This is a genomic window from Citrobacter sp. RHBSTW-00986, assembly GCF_013783065.1.
In the GTDB taxonomy this organism is placed as follows: domain Bacteria; phylum Pseudomonadota; class Gammaproteobacteria; order Enterobacterales; family Enterobacteriaceae; genus Citrobacter; species Citrobacter braakii.
Map to the genome: position 1 here is coordinate 1,523,869 of NZ_CP056200.1, position 21,150 is coordinate 1,545,018.

The window sequence follows — 21,150 nt, forward strand, 5'->3', positions numbered from 1 at the left end:
CTTACAGCACCAGTGCGGCGATAGATGCAGACAGTACGCTCACCAGCGTAGAGCCGTACACCAGCTTCAGACCAAAGCGAGAAACCACGTTACCTTGCTCTTCGTTCAGGCCTTTAATCGCACCGGCGATAATACCGATGGAAGAGAAGTTAGCGAAGGAAACCAGGAACACGGACAGGATGCCTTCTGCGCGCGGGGAGAGCGTAGCGGCGATTTTCTGCAGATCCATCATCGCAACGAATTCGTTGGAAACCAGTTTAGTTGCCATGATACTGCCCACCTGCAGCGCTTCGCTGGACGGCACACCCATTACCCATGCAACCGGGTAGAAGATGTAACCCAGGATGCCCTGGAAAGAGATGCTGTAGCCAAACCAACCGGTCACGGTGGCGAACAGGGCGTTCAGGGCAGCGATCAGTGCGATGAAACCAATCAGCATCGCCGCAACGATAATTGCCACTTTGAAACCAGCCAGAATGTATTCACCCAGCATTTCGAAGAAACTCTGGCCTTCGTGCAGGTTAGACATCTGGATATTTTCTTCGCTGGCATCAACGCGGTAAGGGTTGATCAGCGACAGCACGATAAAGGTGCTGAACATGTTCAGAACCAGCGCCGCAACCACGTACTTCGGTTCCAGCATGGTCATGTACGCGCCGACGATAGACATGGAAACGGTCGACATCGCCGTTGCTGCCATGGTGTACATACGGTTGCGAGACATTTTGCCGAGAATATCTTTATAGGCGATAAAGTTCTCAGACTGACCCAGGATCAGAGAGCTGACGGCGTTGAAGGATTCCAGTTTGCCCATACCGTTTACTTTGGATAACAGGAAACCAATCGCGCGGATGATTACCGGCAGTACGCGGATATGCTGCAAAATACCGATCAGGGCGGAGATGAAGACGATCGGGCAAAGCACTTTCAGGAAGAAGAATGCCAGGCCTTTATCGTTCATGCTACCAAAGACAAAGTTTGTCCCTTCATTAGCAAACCCGAGCAGTTTCTCAAACATCTCGGAGAAGCCTCTCACGAAGCCCAGACCGACATCAGAGTTCAGGAAGAACCATGCCAGTAACACTTCGATAACAAGCAATTGAACAACATAACGAATGCGGATTTTTTTACGGTCACTGCTTACCAGCAGTGCGAGTACCGCAACCACGGCAAGGGCCAGGACAAAATGAAGAACGCGGTCCATATTTGCTCCAAATATGAGGCAGGTTTAGTTTTCGTGCACATTCTATGTAACAACCATAAAGAAAACGAGATCAAACACACACTATAATAAGGACCTGTGACGAGATTCAAAATTAGTGATCGGTGATACACTTCCGTTATGTTTAGTATGGAAGTGAAAAGTTATGTCATTGTGCTATTCTCATAACAATAATTAAACATCTCGCCGGTATTTCCAGAATCCTTATCGATCCATAGACAAACGCTATCAGAAAAATCAACGTCACCCATTAAAATGAATTTGATAATCATTCTCAGTAGGCGTAGCTTGAAACATAGCAAAGGCTATGTTTCTGAGGCACTAAAATGACTAACGATCGCGTTGAGAGTAGCAGTGGGCGGGCAGCGCGCAAGTTGAAGCTCGCATTAATGGGACCTGCGTTCATTGCGGCGATCGGCTATATCGATCCGGGTAACTTCGCCACCAATATCCAGGCAGGGGCCAGCTTTGGTTATCAATTGCTGTGGGTGGTGGTCTGGGCAAACCTGATGGCGATGCTGATTCAGGTGCTGTCGGCAAAACTCGGCATTGCTACGGGTAAAAACCTGGCGGAGCAAATTCGCGATCATTATCCTCGCCCGGTGGTGTGGTTCTACTGGGTGCAGGCAGAAATTATCGCTATGGCAACAGACCTTGCTGAGTTTATTGGCGCTGCGATTGGCTTCAAACTGATCCTCGGCGTCTCCTTATTGCAAGGGGCCGTACTCACCGGTATCGCGACGTTCTTAATTCTGATGCTGCAGCGTCGCGGTCAAAAACCGCTGGAAAAGGTGATTGGCGGCCTGCTGCTGTTTGTGGCCGCGGCTTACATTGTGGAGCTGGTTTTTTCCCAACCGAACTTCGCGCAGCTTAGTAAGGGAATGGTGATCCCAAGCCTGCCTAATTCCGAAGCGGTGTTCCTGGCCGCTGGGGTGCTCGGGGCGACTATCATGCCGCACGTCATTTATCTGCACTCTTCCTTAACTCAGCATTTGCACGGCGGAACACGCCAACAGCGCTATGCGGCCACTAAATGGGATGTGGCTATCGCCATGACGATTGCCGGATTTGTCAATCTGGCGATGATGGCGACGGCTGCCGCTGCATTTCATTTTAGCGGGCATACCGGTATTGCCGATCTCGATCAGGCGTATCTGACCCTTGAACCGTTGTTGAGTCACGCTGCAGCGACGGTGTTTGGTTTAAGCCTGGTGGCTGCGGGACTCTCTTCTACCGTGGTCGGTACGCTGGCGGGGCAGGTGGTGATGCAAGGGTTTATCCGTTTTCACATTCCGCTATGGGTACGCCGTACCGTCACCATGATGCCATCATTTATTGTGATTCTGATGGGATTGGATCCGACCCGTATTCTGGTGATGAGTCAGGTGTTGCTCAGTTTTGGTATCGCGCTGGCGCTGGTGCCGCTGCTGATCTTCACCAGCGACAGTAAGCTGATGGGGGATCTGGTCAATCGTCGTTGCGTTAAACAGATTGGCTGGGTCATTGTGATACTGGTCGTGGCGCTCAATCTCTGGCTACTGGCAGGCACGGCGATGGGGCTATAATCAACCGTGACTCGCGACGGGTCACGGTTTTAATTGAGCTTTTCCTCTATGATGTGCCCTGCATAATTAACTGGCAGGCGTTCATGAATCATTTTGATCTCTCTTTCCTGAAATATCTCCAGGACAACAGTCCGCTCCCCGTTGAAGAGGCCGTCGAGCGTTTCGGTAAAACGCTCTCCACGCTAAAACGGACAATGAAAGAGCTCAATGAACTTCTGCCAGAAAATGTCCAGCTACATCAGGATAATCAGTTTATTACCACCCGGATTGGCTACAGCGAATACCGACAGTTTTTAGCGCGCGTCCAGTTTAATCGCTATATCACTACGGCAGAAGAGAGGGTGAAGGATCTCTTTGTGGCGCTCTGTTTGCACGATGTCGTGAATAAAAATGATTATTACAAAAAATTTTATGTCAGTGCGGGAACGGTAAAAAATGATAATCCCGTCATGATGAGCCTGGTGCAGGAACGCGATCTGATTGTGCAAAGTATCCCGCGTAAGGGCTCCCGGCTTGCGGGGGATGAGTTCCAGCTGCGGCTGGCGGCGTGCATGACGATACTAAAAACGGTCGAAATTGGTGAGGATCACCGACTTATCGCCCACCAGGCCAATGAGCCGACAGGCCGTTCAATTGCCGAACAGTTTCTTCATGAGTGTGCTGCAGAGATAAACCAGGCGGCAGACTATTACGAAGATAAAATCAGTCCGGTCATCGCCCTGGGATATAACGGCAGAAAATACTTACTGGTCTATCTTAGCCTTGCCCTGCACCGTATCCGCAGGGGATACAGAATTACGGAGAGTTCGGCGGCTGAGTTTTTGACAACCTTTCCTTATGGCGTATTGCCTGATGCGGATGAAAATATCTGTCTGGATCTGCTGATTGCTTCACTGACGTTTACTCATCGCCCCTTCACATTATACGACGCCCGGCTGGTCTCTTACGTTAAGCGCACCTGTCACGCTTTAGCCGGATGTCTGGAGAACACCATTCACAATCAGCACGCCTGGTTTGCGGAGATTTATAATTTTATCTTTGCCGCCATCATCCAGAATAAATTTCATCTCTGGTTCGATGATAAAAAGCTCCATGATGTCCAGCGACGCTATCCTGAGCTATGGGATCATGTCCAGTATGCGGTGAAGGAGATTGAACATCACTGGCAAACGACCTTTTCTGCTATTCACCTGGCAACCCTGGTGCTGATTATCAAAAAGTATGCGCTCAAAAATCGGGTTGTTGGCGATAAGAAAAAGCGGGTCATTATTGTGACGAACTCGTCAGAGAGTAAGGTCGGCTATTTTAAAGAGATGCTTTTCTCCCGCTTCCATATTGAAATCCCCGCCTGCATCAACATCAATGAGATTGCGCGGCTTCAGCAGCTCGAATTCGACCTGCTGATTACCTTTACAAACAAGATATCGAGTCATCTCCGCTACGCCGGGCTGGATTATGTCAAAGTGAATTTCTGGCTCACGCAGGACGATCTCCTGTTATTACGCGAAAATGGACTTCCCTCCGCGCGCAAAAAAATACCTGCTGAGGACTTTATTCAGCAGGTTCAGGGAATGAGCCAGGAGGCGTTAAAAATTTTTCTTGATACGCATTACAGTGATATTTTTATTTAGCCAGAGGTTGCGAAACGCCGCGACACCAGACGGCTTCCAGGTTTAACTCTGCACCCAACACGAGAATATCGGCATCTTTTCCTGACGTCAGGCTGCCTTTTCTCGCATCAACACCCGCCAGGATAGCCGGATTAAGGCAGGCAATCTGCGCGGCTGAAACCCAGCCTTTTTCCAGCCTGTCGACCACATTTTTCACGGAGTCCAGAAAGCTCATCTCCAGTTTGCACACTTCGGACCATTCCGTGGGTGAAACCGTTCGGGTCTTTCCGCTGTGGTCGGTGATTTCAAGACAATGATTGTGAATGCGAAACGTCTCCTGGCGCAGGTAATGGTGGAATTCTGATCCTTCGGGAAAATCCACATATCCCAGACAATCGCTGACCATGACCAACCGGCGATCTTTTTTCAACCGATAGAGAATGTCGAACACTTCTGGTCGCAACGTAATCCCGCTCTGCTTTGCCACCTCGGCATACGTATTCTGATGGTACATCAGCGCCCCCACCACGCCAGGCTCCCGGTGATGCAGCCCGCGCATGGCGCTAAATGCATGGGTAAAATGGGTTAAACCGGCTTCAATAGCGAGAGTGGTTTCATCAAAGGTGGCGTCGGTATGACCGGCTGACACGGTGACGCCTGACTGGCGTAAATAGCGGATTAGCGCCAGGGCGCCCGGCAGTTCAGGTGCGAGCGTCATCAGACGGATATTTCCCCTCGCGGCGTGCTGATAGCGTTTGAATCCTTCGATACCGGGTGGTTGAATCGCGTCCTTGCTCTGCATTCCGCTGTATGCAGGGTTAATAAAGGGGCCTTCCATATGAATACCCACCGCTTCGGCACCATCTTCCGCTTTTGCGTCTGCAATCCAGTCCGCGGCGGTGGAAAGACTCTCCAGCAAGAACGTTTCCGGCTGGGTGGCTGATGTTGCAAGCCACGCGGTAACCCCGGCGTTAACCAGATCCCGGCTCATCGCCTGCAAAGAACGGCGTTCACCTCTCCAGGCAAACGACCCTCTCCCCCAGCCGTGAACGTGAATATCCACAAAACCGGGCATCAGCATGGCATGGCGATAATCGACGATTTTTCCGCGTGGCGTACTGTCGAGGCCAGAAATACGTCCGCTTTCAATATGCAGATAGCCGCTTTCGATTCCATTCGGGGTGACAATGCGTTCACTTGCCAGAGAAAGCAGGGGATCAGCCATTGTCTTTCTCCCATACGCGATCGGCCGTTTCCTCGGCGATTTCTGCGCAAAGGCCGATGTAGTGAGCAGGATCCAGCAGCGTATTAATTTCTGAGTCGCTAAAGTGCTGGCGAATAAGAGGGTCATCACGCAGCACATCAGCGTAGGGGATGCCTTCATGCGTGCTGCGCATTGCCAGTTGGTAGACGCGTTCATGTGCGGCATCTTTGCCCAGCCTTTCCACCAGCTGCATCATGATTTTTTCGCTATTAATAAGACCATGCGTTAACTGCACATTCTGGCGCATACGACCAGGATTGATGACCAGCGTCCGCGTCAACTCTTCGGCTCGCATCACAATCTCAGCCATTAACTCCATACTCTCCTGAATATTACCGTCAAAGATAAAGTAAGCGGAGCTGTCTGCTTCGAAGGGACGTGGGCTGACATACAGGCAGGAGGTCATTACTGAGTACAATTTCTGCGCGTTGGCGATGATCCCCTTCGCCAGTTTAGGATTCACTTTTTGCGGCATGGTGCTGCTGCCAACGGTGCCTTTAGTAAAGGCTTCTGAAACTTCGGCAAACTCTTCGCTTGAGGTCTGATAAACCTCTTCGGCTATTTTGTGTAACGTCGTCGCCAGCAGGCACAAATTACTGATGTATTCAGTGCGGTAAATGCGCGAGTTGCGGGAGGGAATCGCCATTGAATGCATTCCCAGCTTTTGGGCAACGCTATCCTGAACCCGGCGGCCGGTTTCACCGGTCGCGTGGAAGGCGCCCACGGCTCCCCCCATCATCACGGTAAAGACGCGTTTTTCCGCTTCCCGCATGCGCTGCTGGGCGCTAAGTAACTCATCAATCCACACGGCGGCTTTATAGCCCCAGGTGATGGGCAGCGCGTGCTTACCGTGGGTACGTCCGGCCATAATCGTTGCTTTATGGTCAGATGCCATCTTTGCCAGGTTACGCAGAATATCGTCCACAAAACCCTGCATGATGGTATCGAACTGCTTTGCCAGATAAAGCTGTGCTGTTTGCTGAATATTCTGCGTGGTGACGCCGTAATGCACGTATTTTCCGCTTTCACTGTCACAGGCTTTGACCAGCACTTTGATGACCGGAACGAAGCCGTGACCAATCTCGCGCAGCAGGCGTTCCATTTCCGTCAGGTCAATCTTATCCACGTGGCAGTTAGCGGTAATATTGACTGCGGCGCTGGCGGGGATCATGCCGTGTCCGGCCTGAGCCTGAGCCAGGGCGGCTTCAACATCGAGCCATGACTGTACCCGCGCTGGCTGCGCGAGCAGAGATTTCATTCCTCGATCGTCGATCGTTTTGCTTTTTGAATCATACAGTGCACGCATTACTATCTCCTTGAATTTATTTCGCACCGACGAGGCGGTCGTCTACCGCGTTACGGACAAATTCTACGTGTGGGCCGAATACCACATGAACATGGTTGCTGGAGGGGATAAAGGTTCCCAGCGAGCCAGATTCTTTAAGAATGGCCATGTCCATTTTTTTCTGATCTTTCAAATCAATACGTAACCGTGAAACGCAGTTTTCAACGCGCTTGATATTGTCTGTCCCGCCCAGCCCCTGAATCACCAGTTCGGCGACTTTGTCGTACTCTTTATTGTTCAGTAAGGTGCTGTCAGCGATTTCACTCTCGCGGCCTGGGGTCTTAATATCAAATTTACCGATCGCAAAGCGGAAGACGAAATAAAAGACAACAAAGTTAATCACGCCGAGGATAATTAAATTAATCCATTGGGTGTGTTCATACATCAAACCGAAAATACCAAAATCAAAAATGGTGCCGCGAATATAGCCGATGGAGACTTCCAGTAATTGCAGTGGAATGGTCAATAAGCCACAGAGTACTGCATAGACAATAAAGAGTTTTGGCGCGATAAACAGGAAGGAGAACTCCAGCGGTTCGGTAATATTCCCCAGCATGGCGGTCAGCACCACGGTCAGGATCATCCCTTTGGCAAATTTCTTATTCTTGAAATAGGCCATGTGGTACATCGCCAGACCAATCGCCGGAACGCGGAACAGCGTCGTGAGCATTTGTGATGAGGCAAGATAGCTGGTGAGCGTCGGCATATACTCTTTCCAGGCCGGATGGGTGGGACCAAGCTCAAACAGGATTTTATTGATAGCGGGCAAAATACCGACATAGGTCTGCCCGTCAATCAGGTACGTACCGCCTGCTGCGGTGAAACGCACGGTGGAACTGAGGACGTGGTGCAGGCCAAACGGGATCAGCAGGCGATTGAGCGTCATATAGATACCTGCACCAATGTTGGGTGCCATCATTATTGTTGATATGGCGCGCATACCCGCGGTAAACAGATCCCAGATAAAAGGAATGATCAAGCCGACGGGAATGGAAAAAGCAATGGCTAAGATCGCGACGGATTTTTTACCGCTGAAAAAGGCGAAAGCGAGAGGTAATTGCAGCCGGTAAAAACGGTCGGTTATTTTAGCTGCCAGCAGCCCGGCAATAATGCCGCCCAGCGCTTCGATTTTCAGCGTCTGAATACCTAATACCATTCCCTGTCCGACGAAAGCCATATCCTCTTTCGCCAGCGTACCCGCCAGCTTAAGATGCACATGCATAGCGATAAGCAGAGTCAGGTAAGACACGACGGACGCAAATACAGCAATCCCTTTTTCTTTTTTAGACATACCGTAGGCGACACCCATCGCGAACAGTAAAGGAATATTATTAAAAACGACGCTGCTGATTAATCCCAGAGAAGAGAGAATTGCTCTGAAAATTTCATTGCCCAGAAAGGGGAGTTTATCAATCATATAGCTCTGCCCTAACGCAGCGCTAATTCCCATGACCATCCCCACAGGCGCCAGTACGGCGATCGGTAATAATAGCGATCGACCGAATGTCTGAATTTCATTCTTAAAATTAGCATTCATAAGTTAATCCTGACGTGAATTCTCTTGAGGATAAGATACGTTCAGGAGATTTTTGCTCAAGGGCAAATAGTGAAAAATAAAAAGCGCAGGATTTGACCATAAAAAAGCAGCCTGCAGGTTAATGCTGGTCACTTAAGGATTGATTAGCTGCAAAGGTATTTTTTATTAAAGCGAAACGGATTGACCTGAAAGTCAGCGTACTGAAGCGATCCGAAGGAAGACGACATAAGGCGAATGGATCACGAAGTGACGATTTTTCCTGCCGGAAGCCTGGGTGGCAAGGGAGACGGTGAGCCTCCCTTGCCCGTTACGGGAATGAGGGGTTCAGAGATATAATGAACATACGGTGAACGGAACCCTTTGCCATTGTTAAAAATTCTCTGTTACCACAGGTTCCTTTTCTTAATGACGATGCCCGTGACCGCCGCGCCCACGACCGCGATGGTCGTCACGGTCATTCCAGCCTTCTCGATAGCCGCGTTCATAAGCTTTGCGTTTATCCCAGCCACGATGGTAGCCGTTGTCATGACGCCACCAGCGATTTTTGCGCCACTCATAGTTATGGTGCCAGTAATCCCGGTCGCGCCAGCGGCCGCCATCCCAGTAGTTACCGTAATTATCGCGATCGCCAATTTGCAATTTTATTGATGGCAGCAGGGTGATTTCGCCAGCGTTCGCGGCCAGCGGTGTAAAAGCCATTAAGACTGCCGCCAGAATCAGTGACCTGAACATGTTTTCTCTCCTTCACGATCGAGCCGTAGCCGGCCTGTTAACGTAATATTACGGGGCAGTAAAGCCCCGTTTCATCGCCACAACTCTTAAATCGCAAGTGAGAGCACTTTTTGTTAATAAATGTGTCTTTATTTCAACCGACTCAGAATGGCATCAATCTCCGCGCACTCTTCAGGCGTAAAGTGACGGTTTGCCAGCATGCCGACGGCATCTTCAATTTGCGCCGGTTTACTGGCGCCAATCAGCACAGACGTAACTTTGTCTTCCCGAAGAACCCACGCGAGCGCCATCTGAGACAGCTTTTGTCCCCGTCGCTCTGCCAGTGCGTTCAGCGCTCGAACTTTTTCCAGTTTTTGTGGGGTGATCTGGTCCGGATTCAGAAAACGGCTGGTGCTTGCGGCGCGAGAATCCGCCGGAATACCGTTCAGATAGCGGTCGGTTAACTGCCCGCCAGCCAGCGGTGAGAAGGCGATACTACCGACGCCTTTTTCCTGTAAAAGTGACAGCAGGCTCTCTTCGACCCAACGCTCAAACATAGAATATTTGGGCTGATGAATAAGGCATGGCGTACCTAAATCGTCCAGTATTTTAATCGCTTGCCTGGCAAGTTCAGCCGGATAGTTAGAGAGGCCTACGTACAGCGCTTTGCCCTGACGGACGATATGATCCAGTGCGCGCATGGTTTCTCTGAGCGGTGTTTCAGGGTCGGGGCGATGGTGGTAGAAGATATCGACATACTCCAGCCCCAGACGCTTCAGGCTTTGATCGAGGCTGGCAATCAGGTATTTGCGTGAACCCCAGTCCCCGTAAGGGCCTTCCCACATGGTGTAACCCGCTTTGGTGGAGATGATCAGCTCATCTCGCCACGGTAAAAAATCTTCCTGCAGGATGCGACCAAAATTTCGCTCCGCTGAACCCGGCGGTGGACCATAGTTATTCGCCAGATCAAAATGGGTGATCCCCAGATCGAATGCACGCTGTAACAGCGCCCGACTGTTCTCGACCTGCGTGGTATCACCAAAATTGTGCCACAACCCCAGTGATACAATCGGGAGCTTGAGGCCGCTCTGACCGCAGCGGCGGTACTCCATTGTCTGATAACGATTTTCAGCAGCCTGATAAGCCATATAGCCTCCTGTCAGATAAGGTGTGACTTTGAGTGTATACGTTTACACAAGGCCAGCTGCAATTAAATTTAGGGATGAAAACTGTACATCTTGCTTTCCACCCCCTTCACAGCGACTTTCCTGGACAGTCATCACAGTTCTTCGATACTCAACATGAGGTTACCGTCAGAAGGAAAGCTGTCATGCAAACCCCGTATTCCGTTGCTGATTATCTGCTGGACAGGCTGGCAGGCTGTGGTGTTGGCCATCTCTTTGGTGTGCCTGGCGATTATAATTTGCAGTTTCTTGACCACGTGATTGAACATCCCAGCGTACGTTGGGTCGGGTGTGCGAACGAGTTGAATGCGGCTTATGCTGCGGATGGCTATGCCCGGGTATCCGGGGTGGGGGCGCTGCTCACCACGTTTGGTGTGGGTGAGTTAAGCGCGATTAACGGTATCGCGGGAAGCTATGCGGAATATGTTCCTGTTTTGCATATTGTTGGCGCGCCCTGTCGCGGTGCCCAACGTCGTGGGGAGTTGATGCATCACACCCTTGGGGACGGTGATTTTCAGCATTTTTATCGTATGCAGCAGGCGGTGACGACGGCCAGCGCAGTGCTGGATGAACAAAACGCCTGTTATGAAATTGACCGCGTGCTGCGAACAATGCTCATCGAACGCAGACCAGGCTATCTGATGTTACCTGCTGATGTGGCAAAACAGCGCACCACGCCTCCGAATGACATCCTGATTGTTCCTCTGAGCGAGCCAGAAAGCAGCGTGGCAGAAGCGTTTCGCTACCATGCCCGCGAGCGGTTACTGGACAGCCCGCGCGTAGCGCTTCTGGCAGACGTTCTCGCGCAACGCTTTGGCCTGCAGCCGGTATTGCAACGCTGGATGGCGGAAACGCCGATGGCCCACGCCACGTTGTTGATGGGCAAAGGGCTATTCGATGAGCGTCATCCGGCGTTTGTCGGCACCTACAGTGCTGGAGCCAGCAGCGACTATGTACGTCAGGCGATAGAAGATGCCGACACGATAGTGTGTGTTGGCACACAATTTGTTGACACTCTGACCGCCGGGTTTACGCAACAGCTACCACAGGAGCGCACGATTGAGGTGCAGCCACATGCCTCACGGATTGGAAACCGTTGGTTTAACGTCCCGATGGAGCAGGCGGTAACCACCTTGCGGGAGCTGTGTCTGGAGATGTCCTTTTCACTGCCGCCAGAACGCCCGCCAGTTAGACGTATTCAGGTTGAGAAGGGACCTCTGATGCAGGAAAATTTCTGGCATACGGTGCAGCAGTATCTGGCGCCCAATGACATTATCCTCGTCGACCAGGGGACCGCTGCATTTGGTGCGGCTGCGCTCACGCTACCCGGTGGAGCGGAGGTGCTGGTTCAGCCACTGTGGGGGTCTATCGGCTACGCGCTCCCGGCTGCATTTGGCGCGCAAACCGCCTGCCCGGACCGCCGGGTGATCCTGATTATTGGCGATGGTGCGGCGCAGCTCACCATTCAGGAACTGGGCTCTATGCTCAGAGACGGGCAATCTCCCGTTATTTTGCTGCTAAATAATGACGGCTATACCGTGGAGCGGGCTATACATGGGGCAAATCAGCGCTATAACGATATCGCCGCCTGGAACTGGACGCAGGTGCCGCAGGCGTTTCGTCGTGAATGTCAGGCGGAGTGCTGGCGTGTGGAGCAGGCGGTACAACTGGAAGAAGTGCTGGCCCGTTTGTCCCATCCGCAACGATTGTCGTTAATTGAGGTGGTACTACCGAAAGCCGATCTTCCTGAGCTATTGCGCACGGTGACCCGTGCGCTGGAAACGCGTAACGGAGGCTAACTACTTATCGGTGCGCTCGGCGACCATCATCGGTTTGCCCGCCAGCAGCAGCCAGGCGGGCAGCATGACGATGCACAGCAGCGGCAGCAGGGTGGAATCTGGCACCACCACTGCTGCCATAAACAGGCTCAGCCAGGCGTCACGGGTGACGACCAGCACCAGTCCAAGAATCGCGCAGGAGACGGTAATGGCCGCTGGCACCGCTTCAACGTGGGCGTGCAGCATCAGGCCAAGCGCGACCCCAACGAATACTGCCGGGAAAATTCGCCCGCCGCGAAAACCACTCGCAGCTGCAACCACTAATGCCGCCAATTTGATCACGGCGAGCATGAAATAATCCGATGCTCCCAGCGTCTGGCTAAATGCCATTTGCTGCATTTCGTCCAGTCCTTTAAACAAGGTAAGCGGTCCGCCGAAAACGCCTAAAATGCCGAGGATTAAGCCGCCAGCCCCAAGAATCAGGACCGGGTGTTTCAATCGATGCATTAAATGGTGTAAACGTGGCAGACACCAGACAGCCACCATCCCGGTGGCAATGGCGATGGCGGCAACGACCGCACCGCTGAGGATATCGATCACGTGCATCTGCGTGTAGTGCGCGATAGGCAGTGAAAAATGGGGGTGAAAAAACAGACTGGTGGTCAGCGAGCCTGCGGCGGCGGCCATTAACGGTGCAAACAGGCGATCCCACAAAGGAACATTGTCCGAGCTATTCAGCGTTTGTGAAAAGACCAGCGCGGCGGCAACGGGGGTGCCAAATAGCGCGCCGATGGTGCCGGCAGAGGCGAGGATGGTCCAGTCCAGCTTAGCAATGCGGGGAAACATACGGCTGCCGAGCGCCACAGCCAGTGCGATATTTACGGTCATGATCGGGTGTTCCGGACCCAAACTGACGCCACCCGCCAGGCCGAGGATGAGCGCTGCCAGCAAGCCCGGAATTGCTGAGGTGGGGACCGGCATTCCAATTAACGGCTCACAGGCAGGATCCGGTCCCGCGTGACCCTGGCTGTAGCGAATAACTAACCCGACCATGATCCCCGTGAGCGTCAGCATGCCGATAATCCACAGCGGAGAGTCCTGGGCAATACCGATGCTAACGGGCAGGCGTTCCCACAAAAATTGCTGTAAAACGGACGCCACTTTCATCACAACAATCAACACCAAGCTGGAGGCAATACCAATAATTAGCGCAGGAGTTGATAGCAAGAGCATCGTTCTGGCTCGTGGATGAAGCATATTCTATTCCTTAAAACAGAGTCATAGACATAGTTTGCACAGCCTGCGCAACCGCATCGCTGCAAATGGTGCTGAAACGATAAAGTAATTATGTGATCTGGATCGATTTTCCACGGGCATCAGCCTTCAGGGCGTTGTTGTTATGCCCCCATGAATTTACAGTGTGGCAAAGATTTATTCTGACTTTAGCGGAGCAGTGGAAGAATGACAAAATATGCTTTAGTAGGTGATGTTGGCGGCACCAACGCGCGTCTTGCTCTGTGCGACATTGCCAGCGGCGAGATTTCGCAGGCAAAGACCTATTCCGGGCTGGATTACCCAAGCCTCGAGGCGGTAGTACGCGTATACCTGGATGAGCATAGCGTCAGCGTCGAGGATGGTTGTATTGCCATTGCCTGTCCGATAACCGGTGACTGGGTGGCAATGACCAACCATACCTGGGCATTCTCTATTGCTGAGATGAAAAAAAATCTGGGCTTCAGCCATCTGGAAATCATCAATGATTTCACCGCCGTGTCGATGGCGATCCCGATGCTGAAGAAAGAGCATTTGATCCAGTTTGGCGGTGCGGAACCTGTTGAAGGCAAACCGATTGCTGTCTATGGCGCAGGTACCGGACTCGGCGTGGCGCATTTGGTGCATGTAGATAAACGCTGGGTTAGCCTGCCCGGTGAAGGCGGTCACGTGGATTTTGCGCCTAACAGCGAAGAAGAAGGGATTATCCTTGAGGTCCTGCGTGCGGAAATTGGTCACGTTTCCGCAGAGCGCGTACTGTCAGGTCCGGGGCTGGTTAATCTGTATCGCGCCATCGTCAAATCAGACGGGCGCCTGCCGGAAAATCTGCAGCCGAAGGATATCACCGGGCGTGCGCTGGCCGATTCCTGTATCGACTGTCGTCGCGCGCTGTCGCTGTTCTGCGTCATCATGGGGCGTTTTGGCGGCGATCTGGCGTTAACGCTGGGCACGTTTGGCGGTGTGTACATCGCTGGCGGCATCGTACCGCGCTTCCTCGACTTCTTTAAAGCTTCGGGTTTCCGTGGTGGTTTTGAGGATAAGGGGCGTTTTAAAGCCTACGTACAGGATATTCCGGTATATCTGATCGTGCATGATAACCCGGGCCTGCTTGGTTCCGGTGCGCATCTGCGCCAGACGCTGGGCCATATTTTGTAAGACCAATGCCGGACGGTGCACAGCGCTTATCCGGCTTACATATATCCCGCAAAACCGCGTTTATTACGCGGTTTTTTTATGCCTGCCGCCCGCCTTTCCGACCTTCGTCACATTTCCGAATGGCGGGATTATTTGTCCAGTAAAAGCATTATTTGTCTGATAACGGTCGTTACTTTCCCCGGACCATAATTTCACTCGTTAACTATTACGAGGAAATGATTATGAGCAAAAAACTGATTGCCGTTTGCGCGTGCCCAATGGGGCTGGCCCATACCTTTATGGCGGCTCAGGCGCTGGAAGAAGCCGCGGTTGAAGCGGGTTATGAAGTGAAAATTGAAACCCAGGGTGCGGACGGAATTCAAAATCGCCTGACGGCGCAGGATATCGCAGAGGCAACATTGATCATCCATTCTGTTGCCGTTACTCCGGAAGATAACGAGCGTTTTGAGTCGCGTGACGTCTACGAAATTACGTTACAGGACGCGATAAAAAATGCAGCCGGCATCATCAAAGAGATCGAAGAGATGGTTGCCGCTGAACAACAATAATCATCGACAGGGAATTACGTATGGCCATTAAAAAACGCAGTGCAACCGTTGTGCCTGGCGCATCTGGTGCGGCAGCGGCAATAAAAAATCCACCGGCCTCCCACAATAGCTTCTGGGGCGAACTTCCGCAGCATGTGATGTCGGGTATTTCGCGCATGGTACCGACGTTAATTATGGGCGGGGTAATTCTCGCCTTCTCGCAACTGATCGCCTATAGCTGGCTCGATATACCTGCTGACACCGGCATCATGGATGCGCTGAACAGCGGAAAATTCAGCGGTTTTAATCTCTCATTACTGAAGTTTGCCTGGCTGTCGCAATCTTTTGGCGGTGTGTTGTTTGGTTTTGCTATTCCGATGTTTGCCGCGTTTGTCGCCAACTCTATCGGCGGTAAGCTGGCGTTTCCGGCGGGGTTCATTGGTGGACTGATGTCCACTCAGCCCACACAGATACTGAATTTTGACCCAGCGACGCTGCAATGGGCAACCAGTGCTCCCGTCCCGTCAACCTTTATTGGCGCGCTGATTATCTCGATTGTCGCCGGGTATCTGGTGAAGTGGATGAACCAAAAAATCCAGTTGCCTGATTTCCTGCTGGCATTCAAAACCACCTTTTTACTGCCCATTCTTTCCGCGATCTTCGTCATGTTGGCGATGTATTACGTGATAACGCCGTTTGGCGGGTGGATCAACGGCGGAATTCGTTCACTGCTGACGGCAGCTGGAGAGAAAGGCACGCTGATGTACGCGATGGGGATTTCTGCGGCAACGGCGATTGACCTCGGCGGTCCGATTAATAAAGCCGCAGGATTTGTCGCCTTCAGCTTTACTACCGATCACGTTCTGCCGGTAACCGCACGCTCTATTGCCATCGTGATTCCTCCAATTGGCCTCGGGTTGGCTACGCTTCTCGACCGGCGCTTAACCGGCAAACGCCTGTTCAACGCACAGCTCTACCCGCAAGGGAAAACGGCAATGTTCCTCGCATTTATGGGCATCAGCGAAGGGGCAATCCCGTTTGCGCTGGAAAGCCCCATCACGGCAATTCCATCTTATATGGTTGGCGCTATTGTCGGATCGACGACTGCCGTCTGGCTGGGGGCGGTGCAGTGGTTCCCGGAATCGGCTATCTGGGCATGGCCGCTGGTCACTAACCTCGGCGTCTATATGGCGGGGATCCTGTTAGGTGCAGTGATTACGGCGCTGATGGTGGTGTTCCTGCGCAACATGATGTACCGCAAAGGCAAATTGCTGATTGAAAGCCTCTGATTAGAAGGATTGTGACCATGAGCTTACTTGCCTCGCTGCGTGACTGGCTAACGGCGCAACATCTCGATGCGATGCTGCTGTCATCGCGGCAGAATAAACAGCCGCATATGGGGATCTCCAGCGGTTCAGGGTTTGTGTTTATCAGCCATCAAAGCGCGCATATTCTGGTCGACGCCCGTTACTACACCGATGTTGCCACGCGTACTCAGGGCTATCAGATCCATCTACTTGATGGCGCGCAGACGCTGTATTCACGGGTGAATCACATTATTGCTGACGAAAAGCTGCAGACGGTGGGATTTGAAGGCGAGCAGGTAAGCTGGAATACGGTGAATGGATGGTCGGGCAAACTGCGTGCCCGACTAGTGAGTGCCGTGCCGGATGTGCTCCGGCAGGTAAAAACGGCGCAGGAGATAGCCTGCATTCGCGAAGCCTGCCGGATAGCTGACCTTAGTGCTGAACATATTCGCCGCTTTATTCAACCTGGCCTCAGTGAGCGCGAAATCGCCGCTGAACTGGAGTGGTACATGCGTACGCTCGGTGCAGAAAAACCCTCTTTTGACACCATTGTCGCCAGCGGCTGGCGCGGCGCGCTGCCGCACGGTAAAGCCAGCGACAAGCGTGTCGAGGCGGGTGAGTTCATCACGCTGGATTTTGGCGCGCAGTATCAGGGCTATTGTTCGGATATGACGAGAACATTTCGCATCCCAGACGCAAACCAGCCAGCGGAAGAAAGCCCGCTGTTTTCCGTGTATCAGATTGTCCTGGCGGCGCAGCGTGCGGCGGTGGCAGCAATTCGACCAGGTCGGCGTTGCCATGAGGTTGATGCCGCAGCCAGGCGGGTCATTACGCAGGCGGGCTATGGCGATGAGTTTGGTCACAATACCGGACACGCTATTGGCATTGAGGTGCATGAAAATCCCCGTTTTTCCCCCACCGACGCGACTCCTCTGGCGGCTGGCATGCTGCTCACCGTTGAGCCAGGTATTTATCTGCCGGGGCAGGGAGGCGTGCGTATTGAGGATGTGGTGCTGGTTACGCCAGACGGCGGCGAGGTGCTCTACACCATGGCGAAGACATTGTTACACACGGGAGAAGCGTAATGGACTTATCGCTACTGAAGGCGCTGAGTGAGGCGGACGCGATCGCCTCTTCAGAACAGGAAGTGCGGCAGATCCTGCTTGAAGAGGCGGATCGTCTACATAAAAAGGTGCGCTTTGACGGCCTGGGATCGGTGCTGATCCGTCTGAATGAATCAACCGGTCCGAAGGTAATGATCTGCGCGCATATGGATGAAGTGGGATTTATCGTGCGCAGTATTTCCAGCGAAGGAGCGATCGATGTATTGCCGGTGGGAAATGTGCGTATGGCGGCCAGGCAATTGCAGCCAGTGCGGATCACCACCCGTGAAGAGAGCAAAATTCCCGGTCTGCTCGACGGAGTGCGCAGCGGTAATGACATCAGTGCGCTGCAGGTGGACATTGGCGCGCGGTCTTATGACGAGGTACTTCAGGCCGGCGTACGCCCTGGCGATCGCGTCACCTTTGACACAACGTTTCAGGTTTTGCCGCACCAGCGAGTCATGGGCAAAGCCTTTGATGATCGACTTGGATGTTATTTGCTGGTGGCGCTGCTGCGCGAATGGCATAACGCCATTCTCCCATGCGAGGTCTGGCTGGTGGCCAGTTCCAGTGAAGAAGTGGGACTGCGCGGAGGACAAACGGCAGCACGCGCGGTCGCCCCGGATGTGGCGATCGTGCTGGATACCGCCTGCTGGGCCAAAAACTATGATCATGGTGCGGCCAACCATCGACAGATTGGTAATGGCCCGATGCTGGTGTTAAGCGATAAATCGCTGATTGCCTCGCCAAAGCTGACGGCGTGGGTTGAAAGCGTGGCCACCGATGCGGGCATTACCCTGCAGCTTGACATGTTCAGTAACGGCGGCACTGACGGTGGGGCGGTGCACGTAAGCGGCACGGGGATCCCCACGGTTGTCATGGGGCCAGCTACGCGGCATGGACACTGCGCGGCGTCGATTGCCGACTGCCGTGACATCATCCAGACGCAGCAGTTGTTGTCGGCTCTTCTTTCACATCTTACGTGCGAAACCGTGGTTCATCTGACGGATTTCAGGTGCTGATTTCGCGCTAATCAGGAGTTGTTATGCTAACGATTCAATTTCTTTGCCCGCTACCCAATGGCCTGCATGCGCGTCCGGCGTGGGAGCTGAAAGAGCAGTGCAGCCAGTGGCAAAGTGAGGTGATATTTCTTAACCATCGCCAGAACGCCAGGGCTGATGCGAAAAGCTCGCTGGCGCTGATTGGCACCGGGACGCTGTTTAATGACAGTTGTAGCTTAACCATCACCGGTCGCGATGAAGAACAGGCCCGACGAGCGCTGGAGGAGTACCTCCTGCACCGGTTTATTGACAGCGACAGCGTTCAGCCGACGCCAGCGGAACTGGCGGCACATCCGTTGCCACGTTCGCTGATTCGCCTCAACCCAGACCTTCTTTATGGCACCGTGCTGGCAGGAGGCGTGGGGGCAGGTTCGCTCACGCTTTGGCAGAGCGATAATCTGGAAAGTTATCGCGCGATTGCGCCGAGTGCGGAAGACAATACCCGGCTGGAGCATAGTCTGGCGACGCTTGCCGAACAGCTCAATCAGCAACTGCGCGAGCGTGAGGGTGAGAGTAAAACCATCCTCAGCGCCCATCTGTCTCTGATTCAGGACGACGAGTTTGCCGGGAATATTCGTCGCTTAATGCGGGAGCAGCATCTGGGGTTAGGGGCGGCGATTATCGCCAATATGGAGCAGGTGTGCGACAAGCTGTCGGCCTCCGGTAGCGATTACCTGCGCGAGCGCGTTAGCGATATCCGTGATATCAGCGAACAGCTGCTGCACATCACCTGGCCTGAAAGACGTCCGCGCAATGCGCTGGTGCTGAATAAGCCGACGATTCTGGTCGCTGAGGATTTGACGCCCAGCCAGTTTTTAAGCCTCAATTTGCAGCATCTGTCAGGCATGATCCTGGAGAAAACAGGGCGCACATCGCATACCCTGATCCTCGCTCGCGCGTCGGCTATACCGGTGCTTAGCGGCTTGCCGCTGGAGGCCATTAGCCGCTATGCAGGCCAGCATGCGGTACTGGATGCCCGCTGTGGGGTACTGGCCATCAATCCAGACGATGCGGTTCGCGGTTATTACGCGATTGCGCAGAAGCTGGCCGATGAATGCCAGCGGCGGCAGGCGCTGGATGCCGCTCAGCCCGCGCTGACCAAAGATAATCAGCGTATTGACGTTGCAGCGAATATCGGTACCGCGCTGGAAGCGCCGGGGGCGTTTGCCAATGGCGCGGAAGGGATTGGGCTGTTTCGTACTGAAATGCTGTTTATGGACCGCGACAGCGCTCCCGACGAGCAGGAACAGTTTGAAGCCTACCAGCAGGTCTTATTGGCCGCGGGCGACAAGCCGGTTATCTTTCGCACCATGGATATTGGGGGGGATAAAAATATCCGTTACCTCAATATTCCGCAGGAAGAGAATCCGTTCCTGGGCTACCGCGCGGTGCGAATTTATCCGCAGTTTGCCGGACTGTTTCGCACGCAGCTGCGCGCCATCTTACGTGCGGCAACCTTCGGCAATGCGCAACTGATGATCCCAATGGTGCACAGCCTTGACCAGATTTTGTGGGTAAAAAGCGAACTGCAAAAAGCGCTGGTGGCACTGAAAGCCGACGGTTTACGCCATGCTCCGACAATTTCATTGGGGATTATGGTTGAAGTGCCGTCGGTGTGTTACATCATCGACCATTTCTGCGATGAGGTGGATTTCTTCAGTATTGGTTCAAACGACATGACCCAGTACCTGTACGCCGTCGATCGTAATAACCCGCGCGTTTCGCCGTTGTACAACCCGATTACGCCGTCGTTCCTGCGAATGTTGCAGCAGATTGTCCGCGTGGCGCACGAACGCGGTAAATGGGTGGGCATTTGCGGCGAACTGGGGGGCGAAGGACGCTATTTACCGTTGCTACTGGGCTTAGGACTCGACGAGCTGAGCATGAGCAGCCCACGTATTCCCGCGGTGAAAAGTCAGCTTCGTCAACTGGAGGGCCAGGCATGCCGAGAACTCGCCATACGGGCCTGTGAGTGCCGTAGCGCTCAAGAGATAGAAGATCTGCTCAACCAGTTTGCACCGCAGAAAGACGTGCGTCCGCTACTGGCGCGGGAGAACATCTTTGTTGGTGAATCTCTGAGTAACAAAGAGCAGGTGATTCAGTTTCTGTGCGGCAATCTGGGTGTTAATGGGCGAACTGAACATCCGTTTGAACTGGAGGAAGATATCTGGCAGCGCGAAGAGATAGTCACCACTGCTGTCGGTTTTGGTGTGGCTATTCCGCACACTAAGTCCCAGTGGATCCGCCATTCCAGTATCAGTATTGCCCGGCTTGCTCATCCCGTTGACTGGCAGTCAGAGATGGGCGAAGTGGAACTGGTTATCATGCTGACGCTGGGGGCTGATGAAGGCATTAACCACGTGAAAGTCTTCTCGCAGCTGGCGCGTAAGTTGGTGAACAAGCCGTTTCGCCAGTCGTTGTTTGCCGCTGAAAATGCCGACAGTATTCTCGCGTTGCTGGAGGCGGAACTGACGTTTTAAGCTTCACTGAAAGAGCGCTCTCCAGCCTG

General features: G+C 53.1%; 16 protein-coding genes. 9 read left to right on the top strand and 7 right to left on the bottom strand.

The features are described from left to right. Position 1: 1 nt before the first annotated feature. Positions 2 to 1,204 (bottom strand): nucleoside permease NupC, encoded by a 1,203-nt coding sequence (gene nupC, locus HV345_RS07520; protein ID WP_016157084.1) that lies wholly within the window; start codon positions 1,202 to 1,204, stop codon positions 2 to 4. A gap of 344 nt (positions 1,205 to 1,548) precedes the next feature. Between nupC and HV345_RS07525 the strand changes: the two genes are divergently transcribed. Together HV345_RS07525 and HV345_RS07530 are read left to right on the top strand one after the other, a co-directional pair. Further along, the gene (locus HV345_RS07525; RefSeq protein WP_016153911.1) at positions 1,549 to 2,787 is read left to right on the top strand and encodes an Nramp family divalent metal transporter; all 1,239 of its coding nucleotides are present in this window, start codon (positions 1,549 to 1,551) and stop codon (positions 2,785 to 2,787) included. A gap of 83 nt (positions 2,788 to 2,870) precedes the next feature. After that, entirely contained in the window at positions 2,871 to 4,418 is a 1,548-nt protein-coding gene (locus HV345_RS07530) for a hypothetical protein (RefSeq protein WP_181636444.1), read from the top strand. Here the strand turns inward: HV345_RS07530 and HV345_RS07535 are convergent. The 5 genes from HV345_RS07535 to mgrA all read right to left on the bottom strand — a co-directional run bounded on the left by HV345_RS07535 (position 4,411) and on the right by mgrA (position 10,402). Then, the gene (locus HV345_RS07535; RefSeq protein WP_047358786.1) at positions 4,411 to 5,622 is read right to left on the bottom strand and encodes an N-acetylglucosamine-6-phosphate deacetylase; all 1,212 of its coding nucleotides are present in this window, start codon (positions 5,620 to 5,622) and stop codon (positions 4,411 to 4,413) included. The two genes, HV345_RS07530 and HV345_RS07535, sit on opposite strands and share 8 nt — an antisense overlap. Further along, entirely contained in the window at positions 5,615 to 6,967 is a 1,353-nt protein-coding gene (locus HV345_RS07540) for an adenylosuccinate lyase family protein (protein WP_181636445.1), read from the bottom strand. Before HV345_RS07540 ends, HV345_RS07535 begins: the two co-directional genes overlap by 8 nt. Before the next feature lie 16 nt (positions 6,968 to 6,983). Continuing rightward, a complete protein-coding gene (locus HV345_RS07545; protein WP_047499816.1) occupies positions 6,984 to 8,543 on the bottom strand; it encodes a PTS transporter subunit EIIC in 1,560 nt (519 codons plus the stop codon). Positions 8,544 to 8,945: 402 nt separating this feature from the next. Beyond that, on the bottom strand, positions 8,946 to 9,275 hold the full coding sequence (ypeC, locus tag HV345_RS07550) for a DUF2502 domain-containing protein YpeC (protein WP_016153906.1): 330 nt from the start codon (positions 9,273 to 9,275) through the stop codon (positions 8,946 to 8,948). A 128-nt stretch (positions 9,276 to 9,403) separates the two neighbouring features. Then, the gene (gene mgrA / locus HV345_RS07555) at positions 9,404 to 10,402 is read right to left on the bottom strand and encodes an L-glyceraldehyde 3-phosphate reductase (protein ID WP_181636446.1); all 999 of its coding nucleotides are present in this window, start codon (positions 10,400 to 10,402) and stop codon (positions 9,404 to 9,406) included. A gap of 182 nt (positions 10,403 to 10,584) precedes the next feature. Here mgrA and HV345_RS07560 point away from each other — a divergent pair, with 182 nt between their 5' ends. Beyond that, on the top strand, positions 10,585 to 12,237 hold the full coding sequence (locus tag HV345_RS07560) for an alpha-keto acid decarboxylase family protein (RefSeq protein WP_181636447.1): 1,653 nt from the start codon (positions 10,585 to 10,587) through the stop codon (positions 12,235 to 12,237). On the opposite strand, the gene HV345_RS07565 is transcribed toward HV345_RS07560, so the two are convergent. Continuing rightward, positions 12,238 to 13,473 carry an ion channel protein gene (locus tag HV345_RS07565; protein ID WP_181636448.1) on the bottom strand — a complete coding sequence of 412 codons (1,236 nt, stop codon included), beginning with the start codon at positions 13,471 to 13,473 and terminating at the stop codon, positions 12,238 to 12,240. 204 nt (positions 13,474 to 13,677) lie between these two features. Here HV345_RS07565 and glk point away from each other — a divergent pair, with 204 nt between their 5' ends. The 6 genes from glk to ptsP all read left to right on the top strand — a co-directional run bounded on the left by glk (position 13,678) and on the right by ptsP (position 21,121). Further along, the gene (gene glk, locus HV345_RS07570) at positions 13,678 to 14,643 is read left to right on the top strand and encodes a glucokinase (RefSeq protein WP_016153902.1); all 966 of its coding nucleotides are present in this window, start codon (positions 13,678 to 13,680) and stop codon (positions 14,641 to 14,643) included. A 221-nt stretch (positions 14,644 to 14,864) separates the two neighbouring features. After that, complete coding sequence (locus tag HV345_RS07575; protein ID WP_003028254.1) at positions 14,865 to 15,191, top strand: PTS fructose transporter subunit IIB; 327 nt, start codon at positions 14,865 to 14,867, stop codon at positions 15,189 to 15,191. Between the two features lie 20 nt (positions 15,192 to 15,211). Further along, positions 15,212 to 16,459: a PTS fructose transporter subunit IIC gene (locus tag HV345_RS07580; protein WP_046275540.1), complete on the top strand. Its 1,248-nt coding sequence runs from the start codon at positions 15,212 to 15,214 to the stop codon at positions 16,457 to 16,459. A gap of 17 nt (positions 16,460 to 16,476) precedes the next feature. Beyond that, positions 16,477 to 17,562: an aminopeptidase gene (ypdF, locus tag HV345_RS07585; protein ID WP_181636449.1), complete on the top strand. Its 1,086-nt coding sequence runs from the start codon at positions 16,477 to 16,479 to the stop codon at positions 17,560 to 17,562. Then, a complete protein-coding gene (gene ypdE, locus HV345_RS07590; RefSeq protein WP_046275542.1) occupies positions 17,562 to 18,602 on the top strand; it encodes an aminopeptidase in 1,041 nt (346 codons plus the stop codon). The genes ypdF and ypdE overlap by 1 nt, the downstream gene beginning before the upstream one ends. A 23-nt stretch (positions 18,603 to 18,625) precedes the next feature. Continuing rightward, entirely contained in the window at positions 18,626 to 21,121 is a 2,496-nt protein-coding gene (gene ptsP, locus HV345_RS07595) for a phosphoenolpyruvate--protein phosphotransferase (RefSeq protein WP_049281504.1), read from the top strand. The last annotated feature ends 29 nt before the right edge of the window (positions 21,122 to 21,150 follow it).